We start from the raw sequence: 24,740 nt of genomic DNA, 5'->3' as shown, positions 1-24,740 counted from the left end.
TAGCCACTAGACGTTGCACATCGCACACGGCAGAGTGCGTCAGAGCCCTCCAAGAAAGCACCGCCCGGATGCCCGTCACACAACTGGCCGTCGCCGCCCTCGCTTCCAACCCTGTGCAACAGCCTGAGATGCCGGTGCTGCAGGTCCGGGGGTTGGAAAAGTCCTTCAAGAAGCGCCAGGTGCTGAAGTCGCTGGACTGGAGCGTACCCGGCGGGCGCGTGATCGGTCTGCTCGGCCGCAACGGCGCCGGCAAGACCACGCTGCTGCGCTGCCTGCTCGGCCTTTCGCCCATCGACGGCGGCAGCATCGAGTTGTTCGGCGCGCCGATGCTGGAACCGGGCGGCGAGCGCATGCATCGGATCGGCTTCGTGCCGCAGACCTTCGACCTGTTTCCGTGGATGAAGGTGCGTGCCTATCTGGATTTCACCGCGGCGTTCTACGCACGCTGGAACCACGAACTGGTCGAGCGCCTGTTGACGAACTGGGAGCTGGACGTCAAACAGAAGATCGGCGAACTCTCGCAAGGTCAGCGGCAGAAGCTGGCGATCGTGCGCGCCATCGCACCCGATCCGGATCTTTTGGTGCTGGACGAACCCGTGGCCAGCCTCGATCCGCAAGCACGCCGCGCCTTCATGAGCGAACTGCTCGCGCTGATGCGTGCACCGGGCAAGACGGTGATTTTCTCTACCCACATTACTGCCGACCTCGAGCGCGCGGATGCCGATATCGCCCTGTTGCGCGACGGCCGCATTCAATTCATGCGGCCACTGGCCGAACTGCGCGAGCGGTTGAAGCGCGTGGTGTTCTCGCGCGCGGAAGGCTGGTCGCAGGCACCGGTCGTCGCAGGTGTTCTGAAGTCGCACGTCCAAGGCGAACAGGCTGTTCTGCTGGTGGAAGATCCCGTCGTGGAAAGCCTGCACGCACTCGCCGCCAGCGAACACGCGAACCTGCACATCGAAACGCCCACGCTGGAAGATTTGTTCGTGGAACTCGCATGAACGTCGCGTGGCAGCTCTGGCGGCAGTTGTTCCGACGCACGCCGCTGCTGGTGGTGATGGCGAATCTGCTGCGCATCGCGGCGTTGTATTTCGCCATCGAATGGTTGCGCGCAGAGCACGACGTCATGGTGGTTGCAGCGTCGCTGTTCGGCGTGTCCACGTGGATGTGGCATGTTGGCCAGGGTTACAACCTGCGTGGCGTATGCGTGCCGGAGAGCTTTCTGCTTCCGCGCTTTCGCCGCCGCCTGCTGGAATACGGCGCGATCGATGTCGCATCTTGGGTGCTGGCACCGCTGATCATCGCAGTGGTCGGCGGGTTTCCACACTTGCCGCTCGTCGCCTGCAGCCTGCTGCTGGTCGCTGCGCTCGGTGTGATGATGGGCTGCAATCCACGCAGCGGCATACTGCTGTGGCCCATTTTCATCGTCCTGGGCTGGATGCCCGCGCTGGTGTCCACCTTCATGAAGGAAGCGCTTCGCTCTCCATTAACGCCGTGGCTGTTATTGGCGATCACGGCGCTGATGCTCAGATTCAGCATCGCGCCACTGCTGCGGATCGAAGATCGCGAAACCGACGCCTCGCCACTGGAAAGCACCAGCCTCGGTCGTACACAGGCACGCAACGCGCCGGGCGAACCGCGACGCATGGGCGTCTTCGGCAAGCGCATCGCCGCGATGTACGAGTATTTGTCGCAACGTGCGTTGCGGCGTGCACTGGCTGCCTATCTACAACGTCCCTCACTGCAGCGGCGCATGCTGTTGGTGCGCAGACTGTTACTGCCGAACGACAATCCCGAAGCAATCGCGCTGCGTATCGCCCTGGTCGCCGTGATCGTGTTCTTCTATTTCTTCGTGCTGATGCACCGCCAGCATTTCCAACCAGTAGCAATAGGCGCGTACGCGATCATGCTCAGCATTTCGCGCTTCCCGCAATTGAACGTCGGCATGGTGCGCATGCGGCCGAATATGGCCGACCTGTACCTGACGCTTGCGCCGGAAACGCGCGCCGAATATCAGCGGATCATCTCTGATGCACTGCTCGTGCTAGTGCCGATCAGTGTGCTGACCGCGCTGGTTTATACCGTGTTCGGCGCCGTGCTGGTGCATGCGCCGGATCCCTGGCGCATGCTGTTTGTCGCGGCCGTGGTTTCGCTGGCGGCAAGCCTGGCAGCGCTCGCGTTGCATTTGATCGGCCCCGAGGGCACGACCGGACGCACCATCGTCAATCTGGTGGTGGTGTTCGGTACGATGGGTGTGTATTGGGGCGGTTATTGGCTTGTGGGCACAGCCGGTTACGCACTCGGCGGTGGAGTGCTTGCGCTCGTTGCACTGGGTTTTGGTGCGGGCGTGTGGTTTGCCGCGCAACGTGAATATGTGTCACGCGCGCCACGCTTCGATGCGCCTATTGCTTGATGCGTCCATGTAGGCTGGGGTGACAATCCCAGCCTACGAGTGGAGCGCTTCGACAAAGCGGCGGGGCGCATTCTCGAAGCCGCCGTTGGACATGAACACCACGTGGTCGCCCGAGCGCGTCTGCGATTTCAGCGCTGACAGCAAAGCGTCGACCGTGGGTGCCGTGCTGGCGCGGCCATGTAAGGCATCGGTGACACGTGTGGCGTCCCACGTCAGTTCCGGGCGATGTAGGAACACCACGGCATCAGCATCGACTAGCGAGGGTGCAAGCGCTTCGGCATGAGCGCCCAGACGCATGGAATTGGAGCGCGGCTCCAGCGCGACCAGGATGCGCGCCTTGCCCACTTTCGCGCGCAAGCCGGCCAGCGTGGTGGCGATGGCAGTGGGGTGATGGGCGAAGTCATCGTAGACGTGCACACCGTCGATTTCGCCCACCACTTCCATGCGGCGCTTGACGCTCTGGAAGGTAGCGAAAGCCGGCAGCAGTGCACGTGGATCGGCGCCTGCTGCGGTGGCGGCCGCCAATGCGGCCAGCGCGTTCATGACGCTGTGGTCGCCGAGCAGCGGCCAATGGATCTCACCGATCACGTCGCCCTTGTACTGCACGGAAAAATGCGAGCCGTCCGCCGCGATCAGCGTGGCCTGCCAATCGCCCTTGTCGATGCCGAAGGTTTCCACCGGCGTCCAGCAGCCCATTGCCAGCACTTCTTCCAGATACGCATCATGCGCGTTGACGATCAGCCTGCCGTTGCCGGGCACGGTGCGAACCAGATGATGAAACTGGCGCTGGATCGCGGCGACGTCAGGAAAGATATCCGCGTGGTCGTATTCGAGATTGTTGAGGATGGCAATGCGCGGACGGTAATGCACGAACTTGGAGCGCTTGTCGAAGAACGCGCTGTCGTATTCGTCAGCCTCGATCACGAAATGCTTGCCTTGCCCGAGCCGCGCGGAAATGCCGAAATTGCCGGGCACGCCGCCGATCAGGAAGCCGGGCGCAAGCCCCGCGTTGTCGAGCAGATGCGCGAGCAAGCTAGTGGTGGTGGTCTTGCCGTGCGTACCGGCCACAGCCAGCACTTCGCGTTCGACCAGCAAACGCTCGCCCAGCCATTGCGGGCCGGAGACATAGCGCAGCTGCTGATCGAGCATGTATTCGACGGCGGGATTGCCGCGCACCATCGCATTGCCGACGATGACCAAGTCCGGTGCGGGCTGTAGATATTCCGCTTTGTAACCCTGCATCAGCTCAATGCCGAGCGCTTCGAGCTGCGTGCTCATCGGCGGATAGACGTTGGCGTCGGAGCCCTCCACCGTTTCGCCGAGTTCGCGCGCCAAGGCGGCGACGCCGCCCATGAAGGTGCCGCAGATACCGAGGATGTGCAGACGCATGAATGGCTCGTGTGATCTTAAGCACCTCTCCCTTCGGGAGAGGAATGCTGAGTAGCAGGCTCAACCGTTCGCCGCAGCTGCCTCATTGGACAGCGCACGCTTGACGCGCGCCGTGACCTCATCCAACTCACCCACGCCGTCCACCACCTGCAGCTTGCCGCGGCGGACGTAGAAATCGGCAACCGGTGCGGTCTGCTCCGCATACACCTTCAGGCGATCGCGCACCACCACCGGGTCGTCGTCCTTGCGATGCTCGGCGGCGAAGCGGATTTCGCAGCGCTTGATGATCACTTCGCTCGGCACTTCGAGCTTTACCACTGTATCGAGCGGCTGGCCGATCTTGGTGAGCAGGTGATCCAGCGCATCGGCCTGCGCGAGGTTGCGCGGATAGCCGTCGAGGATGAACCCGGAGCGCACGTCGGCTTCCGCCAGGCGCTCTTCCAGCATGCCAAGCAGGATGTCATCGGACACTAGCTGGCCGGCATCCATCACCGCCTTCGCCTTCACGCCAAGCGGCGTGCCCGCTTTCACCGCTGCGCGCAGCATGTCGCCGGTGGAAATGTGCGGCACGCCGAGATCGGCCTTCAGCCGAGCTGCCTGGGTACCCTTGCCCGAGCCGGGCGCGCCAAGGAGGACAAGTCGCATAGAACTCCACAGATCCCAAGTTCTGCCGCACACTGCGGCATTCCCAGGGATTCCTTAGATGAATGCCGATCAAGGTAGCGTCTGCGGGGGGTGGCGTCAAACGACGCACGCCTCAAATTCACGCCAACTGCTTGATAAATATGTGATCCAAGATTGAAGCCGAATTGTCACACGCCTACGGAGAGCGCCTTATGAAGTCCAAAGCCCGGCCGGCCAGCGGCCGCCTGCTGTATGCCCAGTCTGGCGGCGTGACTGCCGTGATCAATGCGACCGCCGCCGGTGTGATCCAGACAGCCCGTGCGCACCGCATTCCGGTGTATGCGGCACACAACGGCATCCTGGGCGCGCTGCGCGAGGAGCTGATCGATACCACCAAAGAAACCGCCGCCGCCATCGCCGCGCTGAGGCACACGCCGGGTGGTGCGTTCGGGTCCTGCCGCTACAAGCTGAAATCGCTGGACGCCAATCGCGCCGAATACGAGCGGCTGATCGAAGTACTCCGCGCGCATGACATCCGCTGGTTTCTCTACAACGGCGGCAATGATTCGGCCGATACGGCGCTGAAGATTTCCCAGCTCGGCAAAGCGATGGATTACGACATTCGTTGCATCGGCGTGCCTAAGACGGTGGACAACGACCTGGCCGTAACCGACTGCTGTCCCGGCTTCGGCTCGGTGGCGAAGTACACGGCCGTGTCCACGCTGGAAGCGAGTCTGGACGTAGCCTCCATGGCCGATACCTCCACCAAGGTATTCATCCTGGAAGTGATGGGCCGTCACGCGGGCTGGATCGCTGCTGCCTCAGGCCTTGCAGGCGAAGGAGCGGATGCGCCGCCGCACATTATCCTGTTCCCCGAGCGGGTGTTCGACGAAGCCGCCTTTCTCGAAAAAGTGAAGGCCACGGTGGAGCGCGTGGGTTGGTGTACGGTGGTCGCTTCCGAGGGCATCCGGAATGCCGAGGGTCAGTTCCTAGCCGAAGCGGGTACGCGCGACGCATTCGGCCACACGCAACTCGGCGGCGTAGCGCCGGTGCTGGCTGCACTCGTGAAGGAGAAGCTCGGCTACAAGTATCACTGGGCGTTGCCCGACTACCTGCAGCGTTCCGCACGCCACATGGCTTCGAAGACCGATGCCGACCAAGCCTATGCCGTCGGCAAAGCCGCGGTGGATTACGCGTTGGCCGGTATGAACGCAGTGATGCCGGTGATCGTGCGCACCTCCGATACGCCGTATCGCTGGAAGCTGGAACCGGCGCCGCTGGAAAAGATCGCCAACCACGAGAAGAAGATGCCGAAGAACTTCCTCACACGCGATGGCTTCGGCATCACGCCCGCTGCGCGGCGCTATCTCGCGCCACTGATCCAAGGCGAGGCGCCACCGCCGTATGGGCGCGATGGCTTGCCGAAGTATGTGCAGTTGAAGAATGTGGTGGTAGAGAAGAAGTTGCCGGAATTCGCGCGCTAAAACGTAGTAAGCCGGTAACACCCTCTCCCCTCCGGGGAGAGGGTTGGGGGTGAGGGGCCAAGGCTCGCCTCACTCTTTGATAAGAGCAACGCAAGAATCACCTGCGTCGCTAGATTGTCCCCTCACCCTAGCCCTCTCCCCGAAGGGGAGAGGGAACCAAGGCGCTGCAACGCACAACGTTTCATCACACAAGCTCTGCCTATACTCGGCCCGAACCGTCCCATTCTGGACGGTCGACACAACTTGAGGGGAGGCACCGATGCTGCAGCAGTATGGCTTGTGGATCGCGTTGGCTTGCGCGGTCGTGGCGATTTTGTACGGGGCATTTTCTGTGCGTTGGGTGCTGGCGAAGTCGCCGGGCAACGAACGCATGCAAGAGATCGCCTCGGCTATCCAGGAAGGCGCACGTGCCTACCTCAACCGCCAGTACCGCACGATCGCGCTTGTGGGCGTGGTGCTGCTGGTCATCATCGGGTTCGCCCTGGACTGGGGCACGGCCATAGGCTTCGCGATCGGTGCTGTGCTGTCCGGCGCCACCGGCTACATCGGCATGAACGTATCGGTGCGCGCCAACGTGCGCACCGCTGAAGCGGCACGTCATGGACTGGCTGCCGCCCTGAACGTGGCATTCCGCGGCGGCGCGATCACCGGCATGCTGGTGGTAGGCCTGGCCCTGCTCGGCGTGGCCGGCTATTTCACGGTGCTCACGCATATGGGCTATGACAACGGCCGCGCCTTGCACGCGATGGTGGGGCTGGCGTTCGGTTCTTCACTGATCTCGATCTTCGCGCGTCTCGGCGGCGGCATCTTCACCAAAGGTGCGGACGTGGGCGCGGACTTGGTCGGCAAGGTGGAAGCCGGCATTCCGGAGGACGACCCGCGCAATCCCGCAGTGATCGCCGACAACGTGGGTGACAACGTGGGCGACTGCGCCGGCATGGCCGCCGACCTGTTCGAAACCTACGCGGTGACGCTGATCGCCAGCATGCTGCTCGGTGGCGTGGTGGGCGAACAGGCCGGCGTAAACGCGGTGCTTTATCCATTGCTGCTGGGCGGCGCCTCGATCATCGCCTCGGTCATCGGCACCTTCTTCGTGCGAGCCCGCGCTGGTGCAAAAATCATGAGCGCGCTGTACATGGGCGTGATGGTTTCTGCCGTGCTGGCGGCGATCGCGTTCTGGCCCATCACCAAGGCGTTGATGGCCGATGCCACGCTAGGCGTCACCCGCATCTACGGCAGCGCGCTGATTGGCCTGGTGCTGACGGGCGTGATCGTGGTGATCACCGAGTACTACACCGCCACCGAATACGCGCCGGTACGTCACGTGGCGAAGTCGTCGACCACCGGCCATGCCACCAACATCATCGCGGGTCTGGGCGTGTCGATGAAATCGACCACGCTGCCGGTATTGGCGGTGTGTGCGGCGATCTGGGGCGCCTACGCGCTGGCCGGCCTGTACGGCATTGCCGTCGCGGCCACTGCGATGCTGTCGATGACCGGCATGGTGGTCGCACTCGATGCATACGGCCCGATCACCGACAACGCCGGCGGCATCGCCGAAATGGCCGACCTGCCGCCGGACGTACGCGGTGTCACCGATCCGCTCGATGCGGTCGGCAACACCACCAAGGCGGTCACCAAGGGTTATGCGATCGGTTCGGCTGGCCTGGCTGCGCTGGTGCTATTCGCCGACTACACGCATCGCCTGTCGCTGGAGCATGCGGGCACGGTCTACACCTTCGATCTTTCCGACCATCGCGTGATCGTGGGCTTGCTGATCGGCGGCCTGATTCCGTACCTGTTCGGCGCTATGGCGATGGAAGCGGTGGGTCGCGCCGCTGGCGCCGTGGTGGAAGAAGTGCGTCGCCAGTTCCGCGAGATCGCCGGCATCATGGAAGGCACCACCAAGCCGGATTACTCGCGCGCGGTGGACATGCTGACCAAATCGGCAATCCAAGAAATGCTGATTCCTTCACTGTTACCAGTGCTGGTACCGATTATCGTCGGCTTCGTGCTCGGCCCGGTGGCGCTGGGCGGCATGCTGATCGGCACCATCGTCACCGGCTTGTTCGTGGCCATCTCCATGACCACTGGCGGCGGCGCTTGGGACAACGCCAAGAAGTACATCGAGGATGGCAACTTCGGCGGCAAGGGTTCCGATGCGCACAAGGCGGCCGTTACCGGTGACACCGTGGGCGATCCCTACAAGGACACCGCAGGGCCGGCGGTGAATCCGCTGATCAAAATCATCAACATCGTGGCGCTACTGTTGATTCCGCTGCTGTAAATACCACGATGAACTAACCCTCCCCTGTTTGCAGGGGAGGGTTTCGGGTAGGGCCTGGCGCTTGCCCCACCCAGCATGTCTCTCACTAGAGCGCCAAGACGGCTCTTGATAGTTGATGCACCCTTTCTTGACGTCTGAAAGCCAGGGATCGCTATAGGGAGATACCAAAATGACTGGGCCACTTCTGACAACGATGGTTTCAGAGGATGCACGGTACGCGCTGGCCAAAAAGCGATGGGTGGATCCTTTCGACTATCAGGAGCGACAAGGGGGCAAGAAAATTCGGACAGAATTGACGCATGCCATGGCCTCACTCTTCGGAATTGGCGAGCGGCAGGCCAATTTGCTATGCGAGGTCGTTGAGAAATTCAATGCGGCGTCGTTAATTCATGATGACATTGTCGACCAGAGCGAAGTTCGCCGCGGCGCTCCCTCAGTGTGGATGGCATTTGGAGTGGGCGCCGCGCTTAACTGCGGCATGCACGGATACGTCCACGGATTGCAACTCTTGGCGAAATTAGAACGCGTCGATCTGCTTGAGGTCGGCCTCAAGAGTCTTGAGGCACTGCATATGGGGCAATACCTCGATACACAAGTCAGCGAAGGCTCGGCGCTGCCGACCATGGAAGAGTATCGTTTTATTGCTGAAACAAACACCGGCTGTTTCTTCGTGCTTATCCTGGATTTTTGCCAGTTATTGAAGCCTCTTTCCGAGAGACTGTACGTCGAACTCAAAGCGCTGATGCTAGAGCTTGCTGTTTATTATCGCTACGTCAATGACTACTGCGATATCAACCACATCCCTCATTTCGAGAAAAAAGGATTTGCACCGGATTTGGACGAGGGACCAAAATCATTCCTAATGATTTTAGCCGACTGCCCCTTGATTAAGAAAAAAAGATCGGACGAGCAGAAACAAAAAATCATCGTCGACTTTGGTCGCGCAGGCATCTTTAGCCAGGCAAAAAAGGTGATGGATGCCAGCTACGAAAAGATATTGCAGCACCTAAATCTTGCACGAGACCTCTCCACGGATCGAAATATCACCCCGTTAAGTGCTTTTTTGTGCAACATTCGTTTTGAGCAGCAGATAAAAGACAACTATTACGAAGGCTTAGTCTGAGTATTGGGGCGGCACTTCATTCAATGAACCCTCCTGTGGCTGGAACCGAATCTCCCGATAACGGGGGGCTTCCAGATGCCATCCGATATTGCCGTGCCACTGCAGCTTGAATGCCTCGGCACATCGCAAGGCTTGTTCATGAACGATATCGTCGCATTTGAGTTGGTCCAACGCCCTTGGCAATCCTAGTTGGGCGTGCTCGAAGCGCTCGGCCCATTCTTCAAGGCGCCTGGAAACCTCACAGGCCGCTCGGTCCGGCGAATACCCACGGCTATGCCTCAGGTGCGTCAGCAGGTTGTAAATATCCTCATCAGGGTTTTCCATGATGCTGAAAGAAAGCAGGTCGTTGACGGCTTTCAGCAAATTCAGGTTCAGGAGACGAATCTCCTGCCACGCGGCGCTGTAGTAAAGAAAGGACGGCAAGTGCACGTTCCTTTCGAAGTAGGTGAATTCATGACACACCTGAAAGCCGCCGGCGTTGCGCCAAATGCTTTCATATTCTTCAGCGCCTGGCTGTGTTTTCTGCAGACGATGTATGGCCGCAGTCACGCAAGGGAACAGATAACTGGCGTATTGTTCGGCAGTACGTTGTTTCCACTGTTCGGGCATTCGCTTGCCACTGCGTCGCACGATATCCGCGAGTCCTGCGCCGAGTGCGCCGACCGGTTTTGTACCTCTACCGAATGCTGTGCGGTATACCTCGTGCAGCGATGCCTCCAGGGCAACCGGGTCCTGACTCAAATCTTCGTCAGCAATGTCGTCCTGACAGCTGAACCATCCAGTCAGATCAGAAAGAATAAACAGATCGTTGCGTGACGCTTGCGGCCACATATATCCCGCATACGTGCCCGGCAAATAGATGTCGAGTTGGTGAGCCGTATGTTCCGAGTGTTCGAGGCCCTGCTTTATGGTCCACTGTCGTGTATGTCGCTGTGCTGCCTCGGTGTGGCGATTGCGCGCAATCGCTATGCTGCGTAATGGTTGAGGCAAGGGATAGTTCATGATGGAGCTCCTAGCGCCAAAACGGATTTGACGGACACTTGATGGAGCATGGAGATTTCCTTGCCGCTCGTGCGTCTAATTTTGCTCGGACGGTGTGGATTTCCCCTCTTCGTAGATCCACTTCCTAAGTGCTTCCCATGGCCGCTTGAGTGGTCATCGCCATGTTGGCAATGGCGACCGTAGCGCTGGTGAATACAGAGCCGGATATTGAGCAATGGATTATGTGTTTCTTTCTTCAAACCAGAGCGAAAATTAAGTTATGAAGACGCTAAGAAAACCGACTCGACTTCGAGGTTTGATTTAGCACACGCAGCAGCAAGCACTTCGCCATGGTCCTCTGTGGAAAGGACCATGACAAAGCGATCTGCGATGCGTTTGTGAGGTGTGAGGCAGAACCTTGACAGCAGGTAAGCTCTTCTTAGCGACCAGCTGGCAAAGCTAGAAATGCCGAAGCAATATTTGTCGTCGCATTCACCGCTTGCCCAGTGATCGCACCCGCGTCATTGATGTCATTCGCATACACCAGTTGGTCGGTGTATCCCGGCGCGACCAACGTATTGAGATCGACGATGCCGCCATCGCGGCGCCACAGCACTGCGCGACATCCGTTGGCTCCGCACGACTCGCCGACAATCACGCCTTCGTCATTGATGCCCAGCGCTTCACTGATGCTATCGCCGGGGAGCGTACCCAGATCACGCATACCGCCGCCGGCAGTCCAGATAAAAGCGTGCGCGTTGAAATTCCCCGCGCTTCCGCCGCCAAGCACGTTGGCGAATCCAACCACCATGCCATGCTCGTTGATGGCCATGGGCGTATTCCACGCCGGCACACCGAGACTGCCCAGATCCGTTGCATGGTTGTTTTGCCACAGCACCGCATGGATGGCCGAGTAACGCCCGACCGCCTGATCGCACAAGCCCGAAATGCCGACTATCTGGCCATGGTCGTTGATGGCTGTCGCCGCACCGGATGTGTCGTTGCCAATCAGCGGCAAGGCCTGGATGTCGTCCTCACCCGGCCCCCACACCACCGGCTTGAACTGCAGCACTTGTGTGGAAGTTGGGTCGCAAGTGGAGTCGTGCACGGTGTTTTCTGCCCAACCGACGGCCAAGCCGAAGTTGTTCGCACCCGTGGCAAACCCATTGTTGCCACCCAGTGTGGGCAAGGCGTGCATGTGCCCCCACCGCCATACAAATCCTCGACAGATATGGCCGGTGACCGTCGGGAAGAACGCCGAACAGCTCCAGTTTTCGCCCAGCGGATCCAGTTGTGCCGTTTCGGCAATGCCCACCAGCACGCCATAGTCATTTTTCACTGGCCAGGTAATCCCACTATTGGGCCCGCCCAGCGTGCCGAGGTCGAACGCCGAACCGTTCAACCAGAGCGCTGCATGCATGCTCTGGTTACCGGCCAGGTTGGAAAACCCGCTCACCAAACCAACATTATCGATGCTGATGCCTGCGCTGGACGTACCACCCAGCGAACCGAGATTGCGCACTTGATACTTGCCGTCCGCTGCCGCCGGCGCGGACGCCGCCATCGTGCACAAAGCCGCCACCAACACGCTTGTGATCCGACGCATGGGATGCTCCTTTCTTCACCTTGTAGGGCTGGAATCAGCCGTGGGGACGAACGGCTCCAGCGTGACCCATTCGATTGGCCGCCGAAAGCGCCACTTTTGCGATGCCGGCTAGTCCGGTCCGCGCTATAGTTCTGGCCATGCGTCGCTGGGCATTGACCATTGCGCTCGATCCCCAAGGCGAACTGCCGATCTTTCTGCAGCTCGCGAATGCGATTGCCGATGACATACGCTGCGGACGCCTGAAGGTCGGCGAACCGCTGCCCGGTACGCGCGAGCTGGCCGAGCAACTTTGCGTTAACCGCAACACCGTCGTAGCCGGCTACGAAGAACTCGCTGCGGAAGGGCTGGTGCATACGCGCATTGGCGGCGGCACGTTCGTTGCGTCGTCATTGCCTCCGGCCACTCGCGCCGCACCATCAGCGCAAGACACGCCGACGTACCCGCTCACCGAATCCATCCAAGCCGTGCCTGCCGTCAAGATCCCACCACTTGGCACCCTGATGATTGCGTACAGCTTGCCGGATACGCGACTGTTTCCCGCTGAAGCACTCACCCGTGCGTTCCGGCGCGCGATCGTGCAACGCGGCCGTTCGCTGATCGGTTATGCAGACCCATGCGGTCACATGCGCCTGCGCGAAGAACTCGCAAAGATGCTGCGCAGCACGCGTGCCCTGCCCGCTACTGCCGATTGCCTGATGGTGACGCGCAGCCTCGAACAAGGCATCGACCTGGTCGCGCGCATGCTGCTCAAACCCGGCGATGTCGTGGCGGTGGAGGTGCTGGGTTATCCACCCGCATGGAGCGTACTGCGCTTGGCCGGCGCGCAACTGATGCCACTGCCCGTGGACGATGATGGGCTAAACGTGGATGCGCTGGAGGATGCGTTGAAACATCAACGTATTCGCGCCGTGTTCCTCACACCGCATCATCAGTTTCCCACCACTTGCGTCATGTCAACCGCGAAGCGTGAACGGCTTGCCGCGCTGGCGCTTTCGCATCAGTTTGCGATCATCGAAGACGACTACGATCACGAATTCCATTACGCCGGCAAACCCGTGCTACCCATTGCCGCGGGGCCTGGTCGCGCCAACGTGATCTATATAGGCTCGCTGTCGAATATGCTTGCGCCGGGCATCAGCACCGGCTTCATCCACGCGCCACCGTCCGTGTTCGGACAGCTTGCCGGCCTGCGTGCGGCCAGCGATCCACGTAGCGACGTCGCCATCGAATGCGCCATCGCCGAATTGTTTGAGGATGGCGAGGTGCTGCGGCATGTGCGCCGCCTGCAACAAACCTATGCGGCACGCCGGGATGCGCTGGCCGAAGCGCTGCGGCGCCATCTTGGGAGTGCCTTGGATTTCCGTATTCCCGATGGCGGCATGGGGCTATGGGCGCACGTGGACGAAGCCATCGCCATCGACTGCTGGAGCATGGAAGGCGAACGCGAAGGCGTGCAGTTCTTCGGTGCAAAGCGCTATGACTTCCATCAACGCGAACAACCGTACCTGCGCCTGGGTTTCAGCTATCTCAACGAAACCCAACTCGACGAAGCGGTGCAGCGCATGGCGCGTGCACTGGCGCGGGTGAACACCCGGCGGTCGCCCAGAAAAATGTCCCGAGCGGCACCGGCCGGCACGATCGGGCATGGCCAGCGACCCGGCGTGCGGTCTGCGTAGGACTGACTTCCACCACTGGTGTTTTGTGTGTGAACGTGCATGCTGATCGTTCCGCGCGAGGACCCGCCTTGCGCCTCCACCACGGAGCGGAAGCATGAGTTTGAAAGCATCGATGCAGCTGGCCCTGGCGCTGGCCGTCATAATGGGCGGCATGACTCAAGCCCACGACACCTCGGCCCCCGGCGCGGCCGCAAGCGCTGACGATCCCTACCTCTGGCTGGAAGACATCCACGGCGCGCGCCCGATGGATTGGGTGAAAACCCAGAATGCGGTCACCGAGAAGCAGTTCGCCAGCAGCGCCGAATTCACGCACACGCGCGACCGCATCCTGGAAGTGCTCGATTCCGATGCACGCATTCCGTATGTGGAACGCCGCGGCGACTATCTCTACAACTTCTGGCAGGACAAGGCGCATCCGCGCGGACTCTGGCGCCGCACCACGCTTGACGAATACCGCAAGGCCGATCCCAAGTGGGAAGTGCTGTTGGATATCGACGCGCTCAACAAGGCCGAAGGCAAGCGCTGGGTGTTCAAGGGCAGCGATTGCTTGAAGCCCGATTACAAACGCTGCCTGATCAACCTGTCGCCCGACGGCGGCGACGCGGTGGAAGTGCGCGAGTTCGACATTCCCAGCAAATCCTTCGTGAAGGAGGGCTTTCTGCTGCCGGTCGCCAAGAGCCAGGTGGGCTGGATCGATGACGACCACATTTATGTGGGCACGGATTTCGGCCCTGGTTCGATGACCACCTCGAGCTATCCGCGCATCGCAAAAGTGTGGAAGCGCGGCATGCCGCTCAGCACCGCCACCACGGTGTACGAAGGCAAGATGGACGATCTTGCAGTGAGCGCCTTCCACGATCGCACGCCTGGCTTCGAGCGTGACTTCGTTAGCGTCAGTCACGATTTCTTCCACAGCGACATGTATCAGCTCAAGGATGGCAAGCTGATTCACCTTGATGTGCCCGAAGATGCAGCGAACGTGGATGCGCATCGCGAGTGGCTGCTGGTCCAACTGCGCAATGCGTGGACGGTCGCTGGCAACACGTATCCATCCGGTGCGCTGATCGCGATCAAATACGACGACTTCATCGCCGGCAAGCGCCAGTTCACCACGCTGTTCGCACCAGATGAGCACACGGCGCTATCGAACTATGCGTGGACGCGGCATCACCTCGTCCTGGACATCATGGATGACGTGAAGAGCCGCCTCGACGTGCTCACGCCCAAGGACGATGGCAACTGGGCGCACGAAGACATGCCCGGCGCACCGCAGTTCAGCACTGTGTCAGTGACCGATACCGATCCGGACCATAGCGACGAATACTGGCTGAGCGTCACCGGCTTCCTCGCGCCTTCCTCGCTGGAACGCGGCGTACTGGGCGAAGGCAAGGCGCAGACGATCAAGCAGAGTCCGGCGTTCTTCGATGCATCGAAATTCCAGGTGAGCCAGCACTTCGTCACGTCCAAGGACGGCACGCAGGTGCCGTACTTCGAGATCGCACCGAAGAACATCAAGCTGGACGGCAACAGCCGCACGTTGCTGTACGGCTACGGCGGCTTCGAAGTTTCGCTGCAGCCGTTCTACAGCGGCAGCATCGGCCGCGCCTGGCTGGAACGCGGCGGCGTGTATGTGATCGCCAATATCCGCGGCGGCGGCGAATACGGTCCGCGCTGGCACCAGGCGGCGCTACAGGCGAATCGTCCGCGCGCGTATGAAGATTTCGCAGCGGTAGCGAGCGACCTGATCAAACGCGGCGTCACCTCGCCCAAGCATCTGGGCGCCGAGGGTGGCAGCAACGGCGGCCTGCTGATGGGCAACATGCTCACGCTGTATCCGCAGTTGTTCGGCGCGATCGCCTGCGAAGTGCCGCTGCTGGATATGAAGCGTTACGTGCATCTCTCCGCCGGCGCATCGTGGATCGCCGAATACGGCAATCCGGATGATCCCAAGCAATGGGAGTTCATCAAAACGTTCTCGCCCTACCAGAACGTCAAGCCCGATACGGCCTATCCATCGGTGCTGTTTTACACCACCACCAGCGACGACCGCGTTGGCCCGGTGCAGGCCCGCAAGATGGCTGCGAAGATGGAAGGCATGGGCTACAACAACCTGTGGTTCTACGAGAACACCGAAGGTGGCCATGGTGCGGGTGCAGACAACAAGCAATCGGCCCATATGCATGCGCTCGCCTATGAATTTTTGTGGGACAAGTTGAAGTAACAGCGATCCATCTCCCTCTCCCCAGCGGGGAGAGGGAGGTTAAAATCGCCCACATGAAATCGCAGATCCCCATACGTCCCGAACTTCGCGAGTGGATCCTCACCACTACGCGCGACGGCCACAGCGTCGAAACCGTGCTGAAGATGATGCAGGACAATGGCTACGATCCACGGCAGAGCCGAAGCATCGTCGCCACGGTATTGAACATGCCGATCTCCGCGCTGGATGCGCACGCCCAGGCCCCGAAAAACCAAGGCCGCCGCACGCAGCATCCAGAACCGCCGCAGATGATGATCGATAGCCGCACCGTTCACGTGGGACTGAGCATGGAATCTCCCGCGCTACGCGTGCTCAACGATTTTCTTTCGGCCGAGGAATGCGACACCCTAATCGAGCAGGCCCGGCCGCGCCTGCAGCGCGCCAAGACCGTCGACAGCGCAGGTAAGCAGCAGATCGACGCGCGCCGCACCAGCGAAGGCATGTTTTTCACCCTCGGCGAAACACCACTGATCAAACGCATCGAGCAGCGCATCGCCACGATGCTCGGCATTCCCGCCGACCACGGCGAAGGCCTGCAGATATTGCATTACCTGCCGGGTCAGCAGTACGAACCGCATTACGACTGGTTCAATCCCGAGCAACCCGGTTTTGCCGCGGTCACCGCCAAGGGCGGCCAGCGCATTGCCAGCCTGGTGATGTACTTGAATACGCCCGAGGCCGGCGGTGGCACGGCGTTTCCGGAGGTGGGCGTTACCGTAACGGCGCTATGCGGTTCAGCTGTTTATTTCGCCTACGACACCGGCGATACGGCGTCGCTGCATGCGGGGCTGCCGGTGCAGAAAGGTGAGAAGTGGATCGCTACGAAGTGGTTGCGGGAACTGCCGTTTCAGAAGGCTTCCCGCTGAACTTACCTCGCTTGACGACACCGAACCTTGCCTCATTGTCATTCCGGCGCAGGCCGGAATCCAGTCAAATTAATCGTGCGAAGCACACTACATTCTTATTTGTGTTGAGTGCTACGCACAGAGTGTTTTCACTGGATTCCGGCCTGCGCCGGAATGACTGTGAGGTGTGATGTGGCTAGCCGCGAAACGCGCGCCGCGCACTAAGCGCGATCACCAATCCAATGATCAGATGCACTACGACGCTGCTAATGATCCAGCTCAACACCACCGGCGCCTTAGGGGCCGCTGACAACGGCACGACAATCAGATTCATCACGACGAAGAGTATGGCGCCATACAGCACGCCATACAGCCAAGGCCGCTCAACGAGCGCCTTCATCCTTCGAGCCATCAGATAGTACGTAGCCACCATCACGCCCATGATGGCGTAGTGCAACAAAGCGCCCAGCAACACGGTACTGCTTCCGCCGACAAACGCACGCTTGCCCAGCAAGCCCGCCGCAATGTTCTGCATGAGGCGCAATGGCGGCACGCCATACATCGTTCGCCAATACGTGCAGGCAAATAGCAGATCCGCCGTTGCCAACACCAACGTTATGACCACCGCGAACGTCACAGCGCGCTGCGCGCGCGCATGCTGCGGCACGGCGGAATCAAAGGATACGGACATGGCTGTCACTCAATAAAAAGACCCGCGGAGCAGTTGCGAAAGAGAACTGCCCCGCGGGTGTGGGAAGTGAGGGAGACGTCGTCGCCGCTGGGTTCGTCAGCCTGGGGAGGTGCTAACGATAAGGTTTTGTTAGCGAGCCCTGCGACGATATGAGACTAGGCAGGTCGGCACATTCCCTCCATAGCCAATTGCCCGTATTTTCATAGAGCCAATAGGAGGGCACGGCGTGTATCTACAACTTGACGGACGTGGGCCGCTCTACGACCAGCTTACGCGAGCCTTAAAAGCTTCCATTTTGGATGGCCGCATTGCGGCAGGCACGCAGTTGCCGCCTACGCGCGAACTGGCACAGGAGCTGGAGATTTCTCGCACTACCGTGCTGACCGCCTACGAGCAGTTGCGCGCGGAAGGCTTCATCGACGGCCGGGTGGGTTCGGGCAGTTTCGTCAGCCAGCTGCAAACCAGGCCACCGGTGCATCATGACCGCACCGACATCGATGCGCCGTCCCGCTATGCGCAACGTGTCCGCGAAGTATGCAATTGGGACATTCCCCGCCTGCATCGCGGCCTGCGCTACAACCTCGAATACGGTTATCCGATGATCAATCCCACGCTCAACAATGCGTGGGGGCGGGAACTGGCCCGTGCTGCTGCGTATACACGTCTCAACAGTCTTGAAGCGGCCGGGCTGAGCGTGTTGCGCAAGCAGACATGCGATTACCTGGCGCGCCGCCGCGGCGTGCAGGCACAACCGGACGACGTGCTGATCGTCAGCGGCACGCAGCAGGCCATCAATCTGACCGCGCGCGTGCTGGTGAATGAAGGCGATCCCGTGGTTTTGGAGGAGCCTCACTACTTCCTTGCCCATCAGGCACTGGTTGCGCACGGCGCTAGACTTGTCGCCGTGCGAACCGACGAGCACGGCCTGGTTTGCGACGAACTTCCCGCGCAAGCGCCGCGACTGATCTATGTGACGCCTTCACATCATTTTCCCTCCGGTGCCGTGCTCTCCATGCAGCGCCGGCTGGATCTGCTGCATTACGCCGAACAGCACCAATGCTGGATCCTGGAAGACGACTACGACGGTGAATTCCGCTACGACGCGCATCCGCTGGCGGCGTTGCGCTCGCTCGACGAACAGGACCGCGTGATCTACGTGGGCACCTTCTCCAAGGTGATGTTTGGTGGCTTGCGCCTCGCTTACATGGTGATGCCCGCCGCGCTGCGCTCGGATTTCCTCGGCGCGAAATACCTTGGTGACATGGCCTGCCCGGTGATCGAACAGGCGGCCTTGGCTCGCTTTATGGAAGACGGTGGCTTCGAGCGGCATCTGCGCATGGCGCGCAAGGAGCTGAAGGCGCGTCGCGAAGCGGTGATAGCCGGGTTGAAGGAGCATGCGCGCGATCGTGTCGAGATCACCGATACACCCGCTGGCATGCATCTAGTGGCGTGGTTGCACGGCTACGATGCACCACGCTGCCAGGCACTGATCGCCCACGCGGCCGAATATGGTCTCGGACTTCATCCGATGGCGCCGTTGTATTTGCATACACCAGAGCGGCAGGGGCTGCTGCTGGGTTACTGCGGGTTGTCGGTGAACGAGTTGCGCGAGGCGATGCGCTTGTTTGGGCAATGCTTGGATCACATGGAGCTTGCATGATCCGCCCCCTCCCCCTCGGGGGAGAGGGAGAAAGATGTCGCAGCATCGGAAGTTTTGGCCCCGTGGTGCACCGCGACAAGCTTTGCCTTATGCTGAGCGGCTTTCCCTGCTTTGGCAAAGATGTGAGGAGTGCCCCATGGGCCTGGATATGGTTAGCGCCGGCCGCGACGTGCCGAACGAGATCAACGTCGTCATCGAAATTCCGAAGGACGCGGAACCGGTTAAATACGAGGTCGACAAGGAAAGCGGCGCGATTTTCGTGGATCGCATCCTGTCCACCCCCATGCGCTACCCCTGCAACTACGGCTACGTGCCGGGCACCCTGGGCGGCGACGGCGACCCGCTCGACGCGCTGGTGATCCTGCCGCTGCCGCTGGTACCGGGCTCGGTGATCCGCTGCCATCCGGTCGGCATGCTGAAGATGACCGACGAAGCCGGCAGCGACGAGAAGCTAGTGGTGATCCCCTCACCGAAGATCTTCCCGGGCTACGCCCATATCAACGACATCAAAGGTGTCTCCGGTCATTGGCTGGAACGCATCGGCCACTTCTTCGAGCACTACAAGGATCTAGAGAAGGGCAAGTGGGTAAAGGTCGAAGGCTGGGTCGGTGCCGAAGAGGCCAAGGCCGAGATCATGGCCGGCATCGAGCGCTGCAAGAAATAAGGCGCGATCCGCTCTGCTCCCTCTCTTCTTATGTGGAGAGGGAGCCGTTCAACCCACGCTCCCACGGCGGCACCTCTCCAAACTGCTCCGCTAGAAAATCCACAAACGCCCGCACCCGCAACGGCACCAGCCGCCGCTGCGGCATCACCGCGTAAATGCCGGTATCGGCGATCGAATACTCCGGCAGCACCACCTTCAAACGTCCCTCGCGCAAGTCATCGCACACGTGCCAGATCGAGTGCTGCGCAATACCCAGCCCGGCCAGCACGCCATCGCGCAACATCTCGCCCAGCGTCGACTCCAGCCGCCCGTTCACGCGTACGGTGCGCAATTGACCCTGTGCATCGTGCAGTCGCCAGATGTCCTGGCGTCCGTTGCTGCCCACCAGCATCAGGCATTCGTGCTTGACCAGATCTTCCGGTGTTTTCGGTGCGCCGAAGCGGCGCAGGTAATCCGGCGAAGCGCATAACACGCGGCGGTTCACCGCCAGCTTGCGCGCGACCAGCCGCGAGTCGTGCAGTGCGCCGATGCGGATGGCAAGGTCGAAACCGGAACTGATCAAGTCCTGCAACTCGTCTGTGAGATGCACGCTCAGGCGCACGCGCGGGTAGCGCGCCATGAACGCCGGCAGCAGCGGCGACACGTATTGCCGCCCGAAGGAAGCCGAGACAGTAAGGCGCAATGTGCCGGTCACGTCCGCGGCGCCCTGGCGCAGGCCCGACGTGAGCGCTTCCAGATCTTCCACCAGCGTACGCCCCTGCTCGGCCAGGGCCAGACCCTCCGGGGTGGGATGCAGGCGACGCGTGGTCCGATGCAGCAAGCGCACACCCAGATGCTGCTCCAGCCGCTTCAAGCGCTGACTGGCCACGGCGACGGAAAGGTCCAGACTGCGCGCGGCGGCGCTGATCGAGCCCTGGTCCAGCACGCGCATGAACAGAACGAGGTCGCCGACGCGATCCATATTTTCAACGTTTCATTGAAAGTTATTCATCATCTTGGCGGTTTTTGCAGAAGATGCAAGCGCCTACGCTGCACTGCATCGTTTTCCCGACGGAGTCGCCGTATGGCCGCCAACCCTTCCCGCTCCATGCCGCTGGCGCTCTACGCGCTGGCCGCCGGCGCCTTCGGCATCGGCACCACCGAGTTCGTGATCATGGGCTTGCTGATCCAGGTGGCGGCCGACCTGAAAGTAACCATCGCCACGGCGGGCTTGCTGATTTCCGGCTATGCGTTGGGCGTATTCGTAGGCGCGCCGGTGCTTACCGTCGCCACCAGCCGCCTGCCGCGCAAGGCGGTGCTGATCGGGCTGATGGCGATCTTCACCCTCGGCAATGTGTGCTGCGCTATCGCGCCGAATTACGCGGTGCTGCTGCTGGCCCGCGTGATCACCTCGCTGGCGCACGGCACGTTCTTCGGTGTGGGTTCGGTGGTGGCCACCGGCCTGGTGGCGGCGGATCGGCGCGCCTCGGCCATCTCGGTCATGTTCACCGGCCTGACCATCGCCACGCTGCTGGGCGTACCGGCGGGTGCGTGGCTGGGCCTGCATTTCGGCTGGCGCTCGACGTTCTGGGCGGTTGCTGCCATCGGCATAGCAGCGATGGTGGTGATCGCAGCGCTGGTACCCGCCGGTCATGAGCATGGCAAGCGCATTGCGGTGCGCGACGAGATGCGCGCTATCGGCAATCCTTCCGTGCTGCTCGGTCTGCTGATGACGGTGCTTGGCTTTGCGGGCGTGTTCACCGTATTCACTTACATCCAGCCCATCCTGACCGAAGTGACCGGTTTCGCGCAGAGCGCCGTGTCGCCGATCCTGCTGGTGTTCGGCGTCGGTTTGATCGCGGGCAATCTGTTGGGCGGCAAGCTGGCCGATCGCCATCTGGTGCGTGCGCTGCTGCTGACGCTGGTAGCGTTGATCATGGTGCTTGGCGCGATGACGTTCGCGTTGCACAGCAAAGTGCTGGTGGTACTGTTCGTCGGCTTGCTCGGCATCGCTGCCTTCGCCACCGTGCCGCCACTGCAATTGTGGGTGCTGCATAAAGCCGACGACGCCAAGAGCCTCGCCTCCAGCTTGAACATTGGCGCCTTCAATCTCGGCAACGCGCTGGGCGCATGGCTCGGCGGCGTCGTGGTGGCACGCGGCCCTGGTCTCGGCGCGTTGACGTGGGTGGCGGCACTGATCACTTTCTCCGGCCTGTTGATCGCACTGTGGGCGCGGCAGCGTGATGCCAATCTCCAGCGGCTGCCTGCTGGCGCCTGCCCTAGCAGCGGCGTGTAAGCGCCCCGCTTCCATCGTTGACTGCATAAAAGGAACGATCATGAATTATCGACTGCTTGGTGCATCCGGTTTCAAAGTGCCGGTACTCGGTTTTGGCGCAGGCATGTTCGGCGGCAAAGGTCCGCTGTTCAGTGCGTGGGGCAATGCCGATACGGAAGAAGCGCGCCGCCTGCTCGACATCTGTCTGGAAGCCGGCGTGAATCTGTTCGACACGGCGGACGTCTATTCCGATGGCGCATCGGAAAGCATTCTCGGTGAAGCACTCAAAGGGCGTCGCGATCAGGCAACCATTTCCACCAAGCTAACGCTGCGCGCGGGCGATGGTCCGAATGATGTGGGCGCATCGCGACACCATCTCATCACCGGCGTCGAGCGCGCGCTCAAGCGCCTCAACACCGATTACATCGACCTGCTGCAACTGCATCACTTCGATGCGATGACGCCGGTGGAAAGCGTGATGCGCACGCTCGACGACCTGGTGCGCGCGGGCAAGGTGCGCTACCTCGGCGCATCGAACTTCTCTGGCTGGCAGCTGATGAAATCACAGGGCGTGGCGGATCGTTACGGCTACACACGCTTCGTCGCCAACCAGACGTACTATTCGCTGATCGGCCGCGATTACGAGTGGGAACTGATGCCGTTGGGACTGGACCAGGGCGTGGGCGCAGTGGTGTGGAGTCCGCTAGGCTGGGGCCGACTCACCGGCAAGATCCGTCGCGGCCAGCCTTTGCCAGAAGGTAGCCGCCTGCATGAAACGGCCGGCTTTGCACCCCCAGTGGACGAAGAACGGCTGTATCGCGTGGTCGATGCGCTGGACGAGATCGCCGCCGAAACCGACAAAACCGTACCGCAGATCGCGCTGAATTGGCTGCTGCAGCGTCCCACCGTATCGACTGTGCTGATCGGCGCACGCAATGAAGAACAATTGCGGCAGAACCTGGGCGCCATCGGCTGGACGCTCACGCGCGAACAAGTGATGCGACTGGATGCCGCCAGCGCCGTCACGCCGCCTTATCCCTATTACCCGTATTGGAACGGACAATTCGCCGAGCGCAATCCGCCGGCCATCCAGATCGCTTGAACCTCGCCTTGGGAGATATTCGCCATGAAAGCCGTCGGCCTCACCCGCTACCTGCCCATCGACGATCCGCAATCACTGATCGACGTCGACATAGCCAAGCCGGAAATCGGCGCGCACGATCTGCTGGTGCGCGTTGAAGCAGTATCCGTCAATCCCGTCGATACCAAACTGCGTGCGCCCAAGCCGCAGGTGGAATCACAACCACGCGTGCTCGGCTTCGACGCAGCCGGCACGGTGGAAGCGGTCGGCGCCGACGTCACCGGCTTCAAACCGGGCGATGAGGTGTACTACGCCGGCGACATCACCCGCCCTGGCAGCAATGCGCAATATCAAGCGATGGACGCGCGACTGGTGGCCCATCGTCCACGTCGGCTGGATGCAGCCGCAGCCGCCGCGCTGCCGCTGGTGACGATCACCGCGTGGGAGCTGCTGTTCCATCGCATGCCCTACGACCCAGAGCATGGCGGTGAAGGTAAGTCGCTGCTGGTGATTGCGGGCGCAGGCGGCGTGGGCTCGATCGCCATTCAATTGGCTCGGCGCGCAGGCTTCACCGTGATCGCTACCGCCTCGCGGCCGGAGACACAAGCATGGTGCCGCGCGATGGGCGCGCAGCACGTGATCGATCACCGGCAATCGCTTACCGCGCAGTTGAAAGCATTGGGCTTCAACGAGATCGACGCCGCCATCAACCTGGCCGATACTGCGCACTACTGGACCGAACTGGGCGAACTGCTGGCGCCACAAGGACACGTCGGCTTGATTGTGGAGCCGAAATCCCCGGTAAACATCGGCGATCCCTACAAGGCCAAGTGCATCGGCATCCACTGGGAGATGATGTTCTCGCGGCCCCGCTTCAAAACCGCGGACATGGCCGAGCAAGGTCGCATTCTCGCGCGCGTTGCCCAGTTGATCGATGAAGGCGAACTGCGTGGCATTCAGCGCGAAACACTAAGTCCGATCAATGCGGAAAACCTGCGCGAGGCGCATCGGCGACTGGAGTCTGGCAACACCATCGGCAAGTTGGTGGTGGCAGGTTGGTAATACAGGCCGAAGTAGCGCACCTGTAGCCCCGTCATTCTCGCGAAAGCGGAATGACGGACCCGGGCGCGGATCAATGCCTGAGTGGCTTTGCCTGCTCGCCTTTCTTTCCCAACTCTTCGAGCAAGGTCGACAGCTCCTCTTCACGTTTCATATTCAGACTCGCCGATTAGGAAAACGTGTAATCAAAAACATAAGAATGCTTTCCTTGTTCGATGTGAATCTGCATGGATCCGCTCAAGCCGGTCAATTCATCTGTGCCTGAATCCGGCACCACCGTGACCGATAGCTGCGGCACACCGCGATCCATGATGCCTTGATGCTGCAACACGAAGCTCCCTCGCTTGCCATGCACTGCGCCGGTCACACGCTCGATGGCCACATAGCCGGCCGAGCCTTGCACCTGTCCCATCGCCGAAAGCATTTCACCAAGACTGTTGGCTTCCAAGTCACCGTGAAATTGCTTGTCGATCGTCATCCGCCCCAGGCTGGCCTGCTCGATGCCAGGCGCCGGGGGTTGGGGTGTGAGCTTCACCTCGAAAGGTCCGCTTGCCTGCATAATGACTTCCTCCCATTCGCTTTCTCGCCATGACATTAGTACAACTGCATCCATGACGATTGGAAAAACGCGACAACGTAGCACTGC

General features: G+C 61.0%; 20 protein-coding genes. 13 read left to right on the top strand and 7 right to left on the bottom strand.

The window, feature by feature from the left end; genetic code table 11:
• Positions 1 to 68 precede the first annotated feature (68 nt).
• Together ISP18_RS20500 and ISP18_RS20495 are read left to right on the top strand one after the other, a co-directional pair.
• Entirely contained in the window at positions 69 to 998 is a 930-nt protein-coding gene (locus ISP18_RS20500) for an ABC transporter ATP-binding protein (protein WP_380011884.1), read from the top strand.
• Entirely contained in the window at positions 995 to 2,410 is a 1,416-nt protein-coding gene (locus ISP18_RS20495) for a hypothetical protein (protein ID WP_380011881.1), read from the top strand. The genes ISP18_RS20500 and ISP18_RS20495 overlap by 4 nt, the downstream gene beginning before the upstream one ends.
• 33 nt (positions 2,411 to 2,443) lie before the next feature.
• On the opposite strand, the gene mpl is transcribed toward ISP18_RS20495, so the two are convergent.
• The gene (mpl, locus tag ISP18_RS20490; RefSeq protein ID WP_380011878.1) at positions 2,444 to 3,799 is read right to left on the bottom strand and encodes a UDP-N-acetylmuramate:L-alanyl-gamma-D-glutamyl-meso-diaminopimelate ligase; all 1,356 of its coding nucleotides are present in this window, start codon (positions 3,797 to 3,799) and stop codon (positions 2,444 to 2,446) included.
• A gap of 60 nt (positions 3,800 to 3,859) precedes the next feature.
• Positions 3,860 to 4,444 (bottom strand): adenylate kinase, encoded by a 585-nt coding sequence (locus tag ISP18_RS20485; RefSeq protein ID WP_380011875.1) that lies wholly within the window; start codon positions 4,442 to 4,444, stop codon positions 3,860 to 3,862.
• A gap of 191 nt (positions 4,445 to 4,635) precedes the next feature.
• Here ISP18_RS20485 and ISP18_RS20480 point away from each other — a divergent pair, with 191 nt between their 5' ends.
• From ISP18_RS20480 to ISP18_RS20470, 3 genes are all read left to right on the top strand, one after another.
• On the top strand, positions 4,636 to 5,907 hold the full coding sequence (locus tag ISP18_RS20480; protein WP_380011872.1) for a 6-phosphofructokinase: 1,272 nt from the start codon (positions 4,636 to 4,638) through the stop codon (positions 5,905 to 5,907).
• Positions 5,908 to 6,166: 259 nt separating this feature from the next.
• Positions 6,167 to 8,194, top strand: a complete 2,028-nt coding sequence (locus ISP18_RS20475; protein ID WP_380011869.1) for a sodium-translocating pyrophosphatase — start codon at positions 6,167 to 6,169, stop codon at positions 8,192 to 8,194.
• A 169-nt stretch (positions 8,195 to 8,363) separates the two neighbouring features.
• Positions 8,364 to 9,317, top strand: coding sequence for a polyprenyl synthetase family protein (locus tag ISP18_RS20470; RefSeq protein ID WP_380011866.1), 954 nt, complete (start codon positions 8,364 to 8,366; stop codon positions 9,315 to 9,317).
• Here ISP18_RS20470 and ISP18_RS20465 read toward each other — a convergent pair.
• Positions 9,309 to 10,319: a terpene synthase family protein gene (locus ISP18_RS20465; protein WP_380011863.1), complete on the bottom strand. Its 1,011-nt coding sequence runs from the start codon at positions 10,317 to 10,319 to the stop codon at positions 9,309 to 9,311. The two genes, ISP18_RS20470 and ISP18_RS20465, sit on opposite strands and share 9 nt — an antisense overlap.
• 418 nt (positions 10,320 to 10,737) lie before the next feature.
• Positions 10,738 to 11,904, bottom strand: a complete 1,167-nt coding sequence (locus ISP18_RS20460; protein WP_380011860.1) for a hypothetical protein — start codon at positions 11,902 to 11,904, stop codon at positions 10,738 to 10,740.
• Between the two features lie 137 nt (positions 11,905 to 12,041).
• Between ISP18_RS20460 and pdxR (ISP18_RS20455) the strand changes: the two genes are divergently transcribed.
• From pdxR (ISP18_RS20455) to ISP18_RS20445, 3 genes are all read left to right on the top strand, one after another.
• On the top strand, positions 12,042 to 13,580 hold the full coding sequence (pdxR, locus tag ISP18_RS20455) for a MocR-like pyridoxine biosynthesis transcription factor PdxR (protein WP_380011857.1): 1,539 nt from the start codon (positions 12,042 to 12,044) through the stop codon (positions 13,578 to 13,580).
• Between the two features lie 94 nt (positions 13,581 to 13,674).
• Positions 13,675 to 15,801, top strand: coding sequence for a prolyl oligopeptidase family serine peptidase (locus ISP18_RS20450; protein ID WP_380011854.1), 2,127 nt, complete (start codon positions 13,675 to 13,677; stop codon positions 15,799 to 15,801).
• Between the two features lie 53 nt (positions 15,802 to 15,854).
• Positions 15,855 to 16,706 (top strand): 2OG-Fe(II) oxygenase, encoded by an 852-nt coding sequence (locus tag ISP18_RS20445; RefSeq protein WP_380011851.1) that lies wholly within the window; start codon positions 15,855 to 15,857, stop codon positions 16,704 to 16,706.
• Positions 16,707 to 16,881: 175 nt separating this feature from the next.
• Here ISP18_RS20445 and ISP18_RS20440 read toward each other — a convergent pair whose 3' ends face one another.
• Positions 16,882 to 17,376, bottom strand: coding sequence for a hypothetical protein (locus tag ISP18_RS20440; protein ID WP_380011848.1), 495 nt, complete (start codon positions 17,374 to 17,376; stop codon positions 16,882 to 16,884).
• Between the two features lie 226 nt (positions 17,377 to 17,602).
• Here ISP18_RS20440 and pdxR (ISP18_RS20435) point away from each other — a divergent pair, with 226 nt between their 5' ends.
• Together pdxR (ISP18_RS20435) and ppa are read left to right on the top strand one after the other, a co-directional pair.
• Positions 17,603 to 19,036 carry a MocR-like pyridoxine biosynthesis transcription factor PdxR gene (pdxR, locus tag ISP18_RS20435; RefSeq protein WP_380011845.1) on the top strand — a complete coding sequence of 478 codons (1,434 nt, stop codon included), beginning with the start codon at positions 17,603 to 17,605 and terminating at the stop codon, positions 19,034 to 19,036.
• Positions 19,037 to 19,172: 136 nt separating this feature from the next.
• Positions 19,173 to 19,700, top strand: coding sequence for an inorganic diphosphatase (gene ppa / locus ISP18_RS20430; protein WP_380011842.1), 528 nt, complete (start codon positions 19,173 to 19,175; stop codon positions 19,698 to 19,700).
• A 28-nt stretch (positions 19,701 to 19,728) separates the two neighbouring features.
• On the opposite strand, the gene ISP18_RS20425 is transcribed toward ppa, so the two are convergent.
• Positions 19,729 to 20,661: a LysR family transcriptional regulator gene (locus ISP18_RS20425; protein ID WP_380011839.1), complete on the bottom strand. Its 933-nt coding sequence runs from the start codon at positions 20,659 to 20,661 to the stop codon at positions 19,729 to 19,731.
• A 102-nt stretch (positions 20,662 to 20,763) separates the two neighbouring features.
• On the opposite strand from ISP18_RS20425, the gene ISP18_RS20420 reads away from it, so the two are divergent.
• Genes ISP18_RS20420 through ISP18_RS20410 form a run of 3 tightly spaced genes read left to right on the top strand, consistent with a single transcriptional unit; the run spans position 20,764 to position 24,097 of the window.
• Positions 20,764 to 21,975, top strand: coding sequence for an MFS transporter (locus tag ISP18_RS20420; RefSeq protein ID WP_380011836.1), 1,212 nt, complete (start codon positions 20,764 to 20,766; stop codon positions 21,973 to 21,975).
• A 40-nt stretch (positions 21,976 to 22,015) separates the two neighbouring features.
• Positions 22,016 to 23,056, top strand: a complete 1,041-nt coding sequence (locus ISP18_RS20415; RefSeq protein ID WP_380011833.1) for an aldo/keto reductase — start codon at positions 22,016 to 22,018, stop codon at positions 23,054 to 23,056.
• A gap of 24 nt (positions 23,057 to 23,080) precedes the next feature.
• Positions 23,081 to 24,097: a zinc-binding alcohol dehydrogenase family protein gene (locus tag ISP18_RS20410; protein ID WP_380011830.1), complete on the top strand. Its 1,017-nt coding sequence runs from the start codon at positions 23,081 to 23,083 to the stop codon at positions 24,095 to 24,097.
• A gap of 166 nt (positions 24,098 to 24,263) precedes the next feature.
• On the opposite strand, the gene ISP18_RS20405 is transcribed toward ISP18_RS20410, so the two are convergent.
• A complete protein-coding gene (locus ISP18_RS20405; protein ID WP_380011827.1) occupies positions 24,264 to 24,707 on the bottom strand; it encodes a DUF3224 domain-containing protein in 444 nt (147 codons plus the stop codon).
• Positions 24,708 to 24,740: the final 33 nt, after the last annotated feature.

The sequence above is a fragment of the Dyella humi genome, from assembly GCF_044904605.1.
GTDB classification, from domain to species: Bacteria; Pseudomonadota; Gammaproteobacteria; order Xanthomonadales; family Rhodanobacteraceae; genus Dyella_B; species Dyella_B humi.
This window is presented reverse-complemented; position numbering and strand designations above follow the sequence as displayed.

Excerpts from the sequence above, each read along its gene's own strand:
- ISP18_RS20485 (WP_380011875.1), bottom strand. The coding sequence starts at position 4,444 with ATGCGACTTGTCCTCCTTGGCGCGCCCGGCTCGGGCAAGGGTACCCAG.
- ISP18_RS20460 (WP_380011860.1), bottom strand. The coding sequence starts at position 11,904 with ATGCGTCGGATCACAAGCGTGTTGGTGGCGGCTTTGTGCACGATGGCG.
- ISP18_RS20495 (WP_380011881.1), top strand. The coding sequence starts at position 995 with ATGAACGTCGCGTGGCAGCTCTGGCGGCAGTTGTTCCGACGCACGCCG.
- ISP18_RS20475 (WP_380011869.1), top strand. The coding sequence starts at position 6,167 with ATGCTGCAGCAGTATGGCTTGTGGATCGCGTTGGCTTGCGCGGTCGTG.
- ISP18_RS20500 (WP_380011884.1), top strand. The coding sequence starts at position 69 with ATGCCCGTCACACAACTGGCCGTCGCCGCCCTCGCTTCCAACCCTGTG.
- ISP18_RS20465 (WP_380011863.1), bottom strand. The coding sequence starts at position 10,319 with ATGAACTATCCCTTGCCTCAACCATTACGCAGCATAGCGATTGCGCGC.
- ppa (WP_380011842.1), top strand. The coding sequence starts at position 19,173 with ATGGGCCTGGATATGGTTAGCGCCGGCCGCGACGTGCCGAACGAGATC.
- ISP18_RS20425 (WP_380011839.1), bottom strand. The coding sequence starts at position 20,661 with ATGGATCGCGTCGGCGACCTCGTTCTGTTCATGCGCGTGCTGGACCAG.
- ISP18_RS20415 (WP_380011833.1), top strand. The coding sequence starts at position 22,016 with ATGAATTATCGACTGCTTGGTGCATCCGGTTTCAAAGTGCCGGTACTC.
- ISP18_RS20410 (WP_380011830.1), top strand. The coding sequence starts at position 23,081 with ATGAAAGCCGTCGGCCTCACCCGCTACCTGCCCATCGACGATCCGCAA.
- mpl (WP_380011878.1), bottom strand. The coding sequence starts at position 3,799 with ATGCGTCTGCACATCCTCGGTATCTGCGGCACCTTCATGGGCGGCGTC.
- ISP18_RS20440 (WP_380011848.1), bottom strand. The coding sequence starts at position 17,376 with ATGTCCGTATCCTTTGATTCCGCCGTGCCGCAGCATGCGCGCGCGCAG.
- ISP18_RS20445 (WP_380011851.1), top strand. The coding sequence starts at position 15,855 with ATGAAATCGCAGATCCCCATACGTCCCGAACTTCGCGAGTGGATCCTC.
- ISP18_RS20405 (WP_380011827.1), bottom strand. The coding sequence starts at position 24,707 with ATGGATGCAGTTGTACTAATGTCATGGCGAGAAAGCGAATGGGAGGAA.
- ISP18_RS20450 (WP_380011854.1), top strand. The coding sequence starts at position 13,675 with ATGAGTTTGAAAGCATCGATGCAGCTGGCCCTGGCGCTGGCCGTCATA.
- pdxR (WP_380011857.1), top strand. The coding sequence starts at position 12,042 with ATGCGTCGCTGGGCATTGACCATTGCGCTCGATCCCCAAGGCGAACTG.
- ISP18_RS20480 (WP_380011872.1), top strand. The coding sequence starts at position 4,636 with ATGAAGTCCAAAGCCCGGCCGGCCAGCGGCCGCCTGCTGTATGCCCAG.
- ISP18_RS20470 (WP_380011866.1), top strand. The coding sequence starts at position 8,364 with ATGACTGGGCCACTTCTGACAACGATGGTTTCAGAGGATGCACGGTAC.
- ISP18_RS20420 (WP_380011836.1), top strand. The coding sequence starts at position 20,764 with ATGGCCGCCAACCCTTCCCGCTCCATGCCGCTGGCGCTCTACGCGCTG.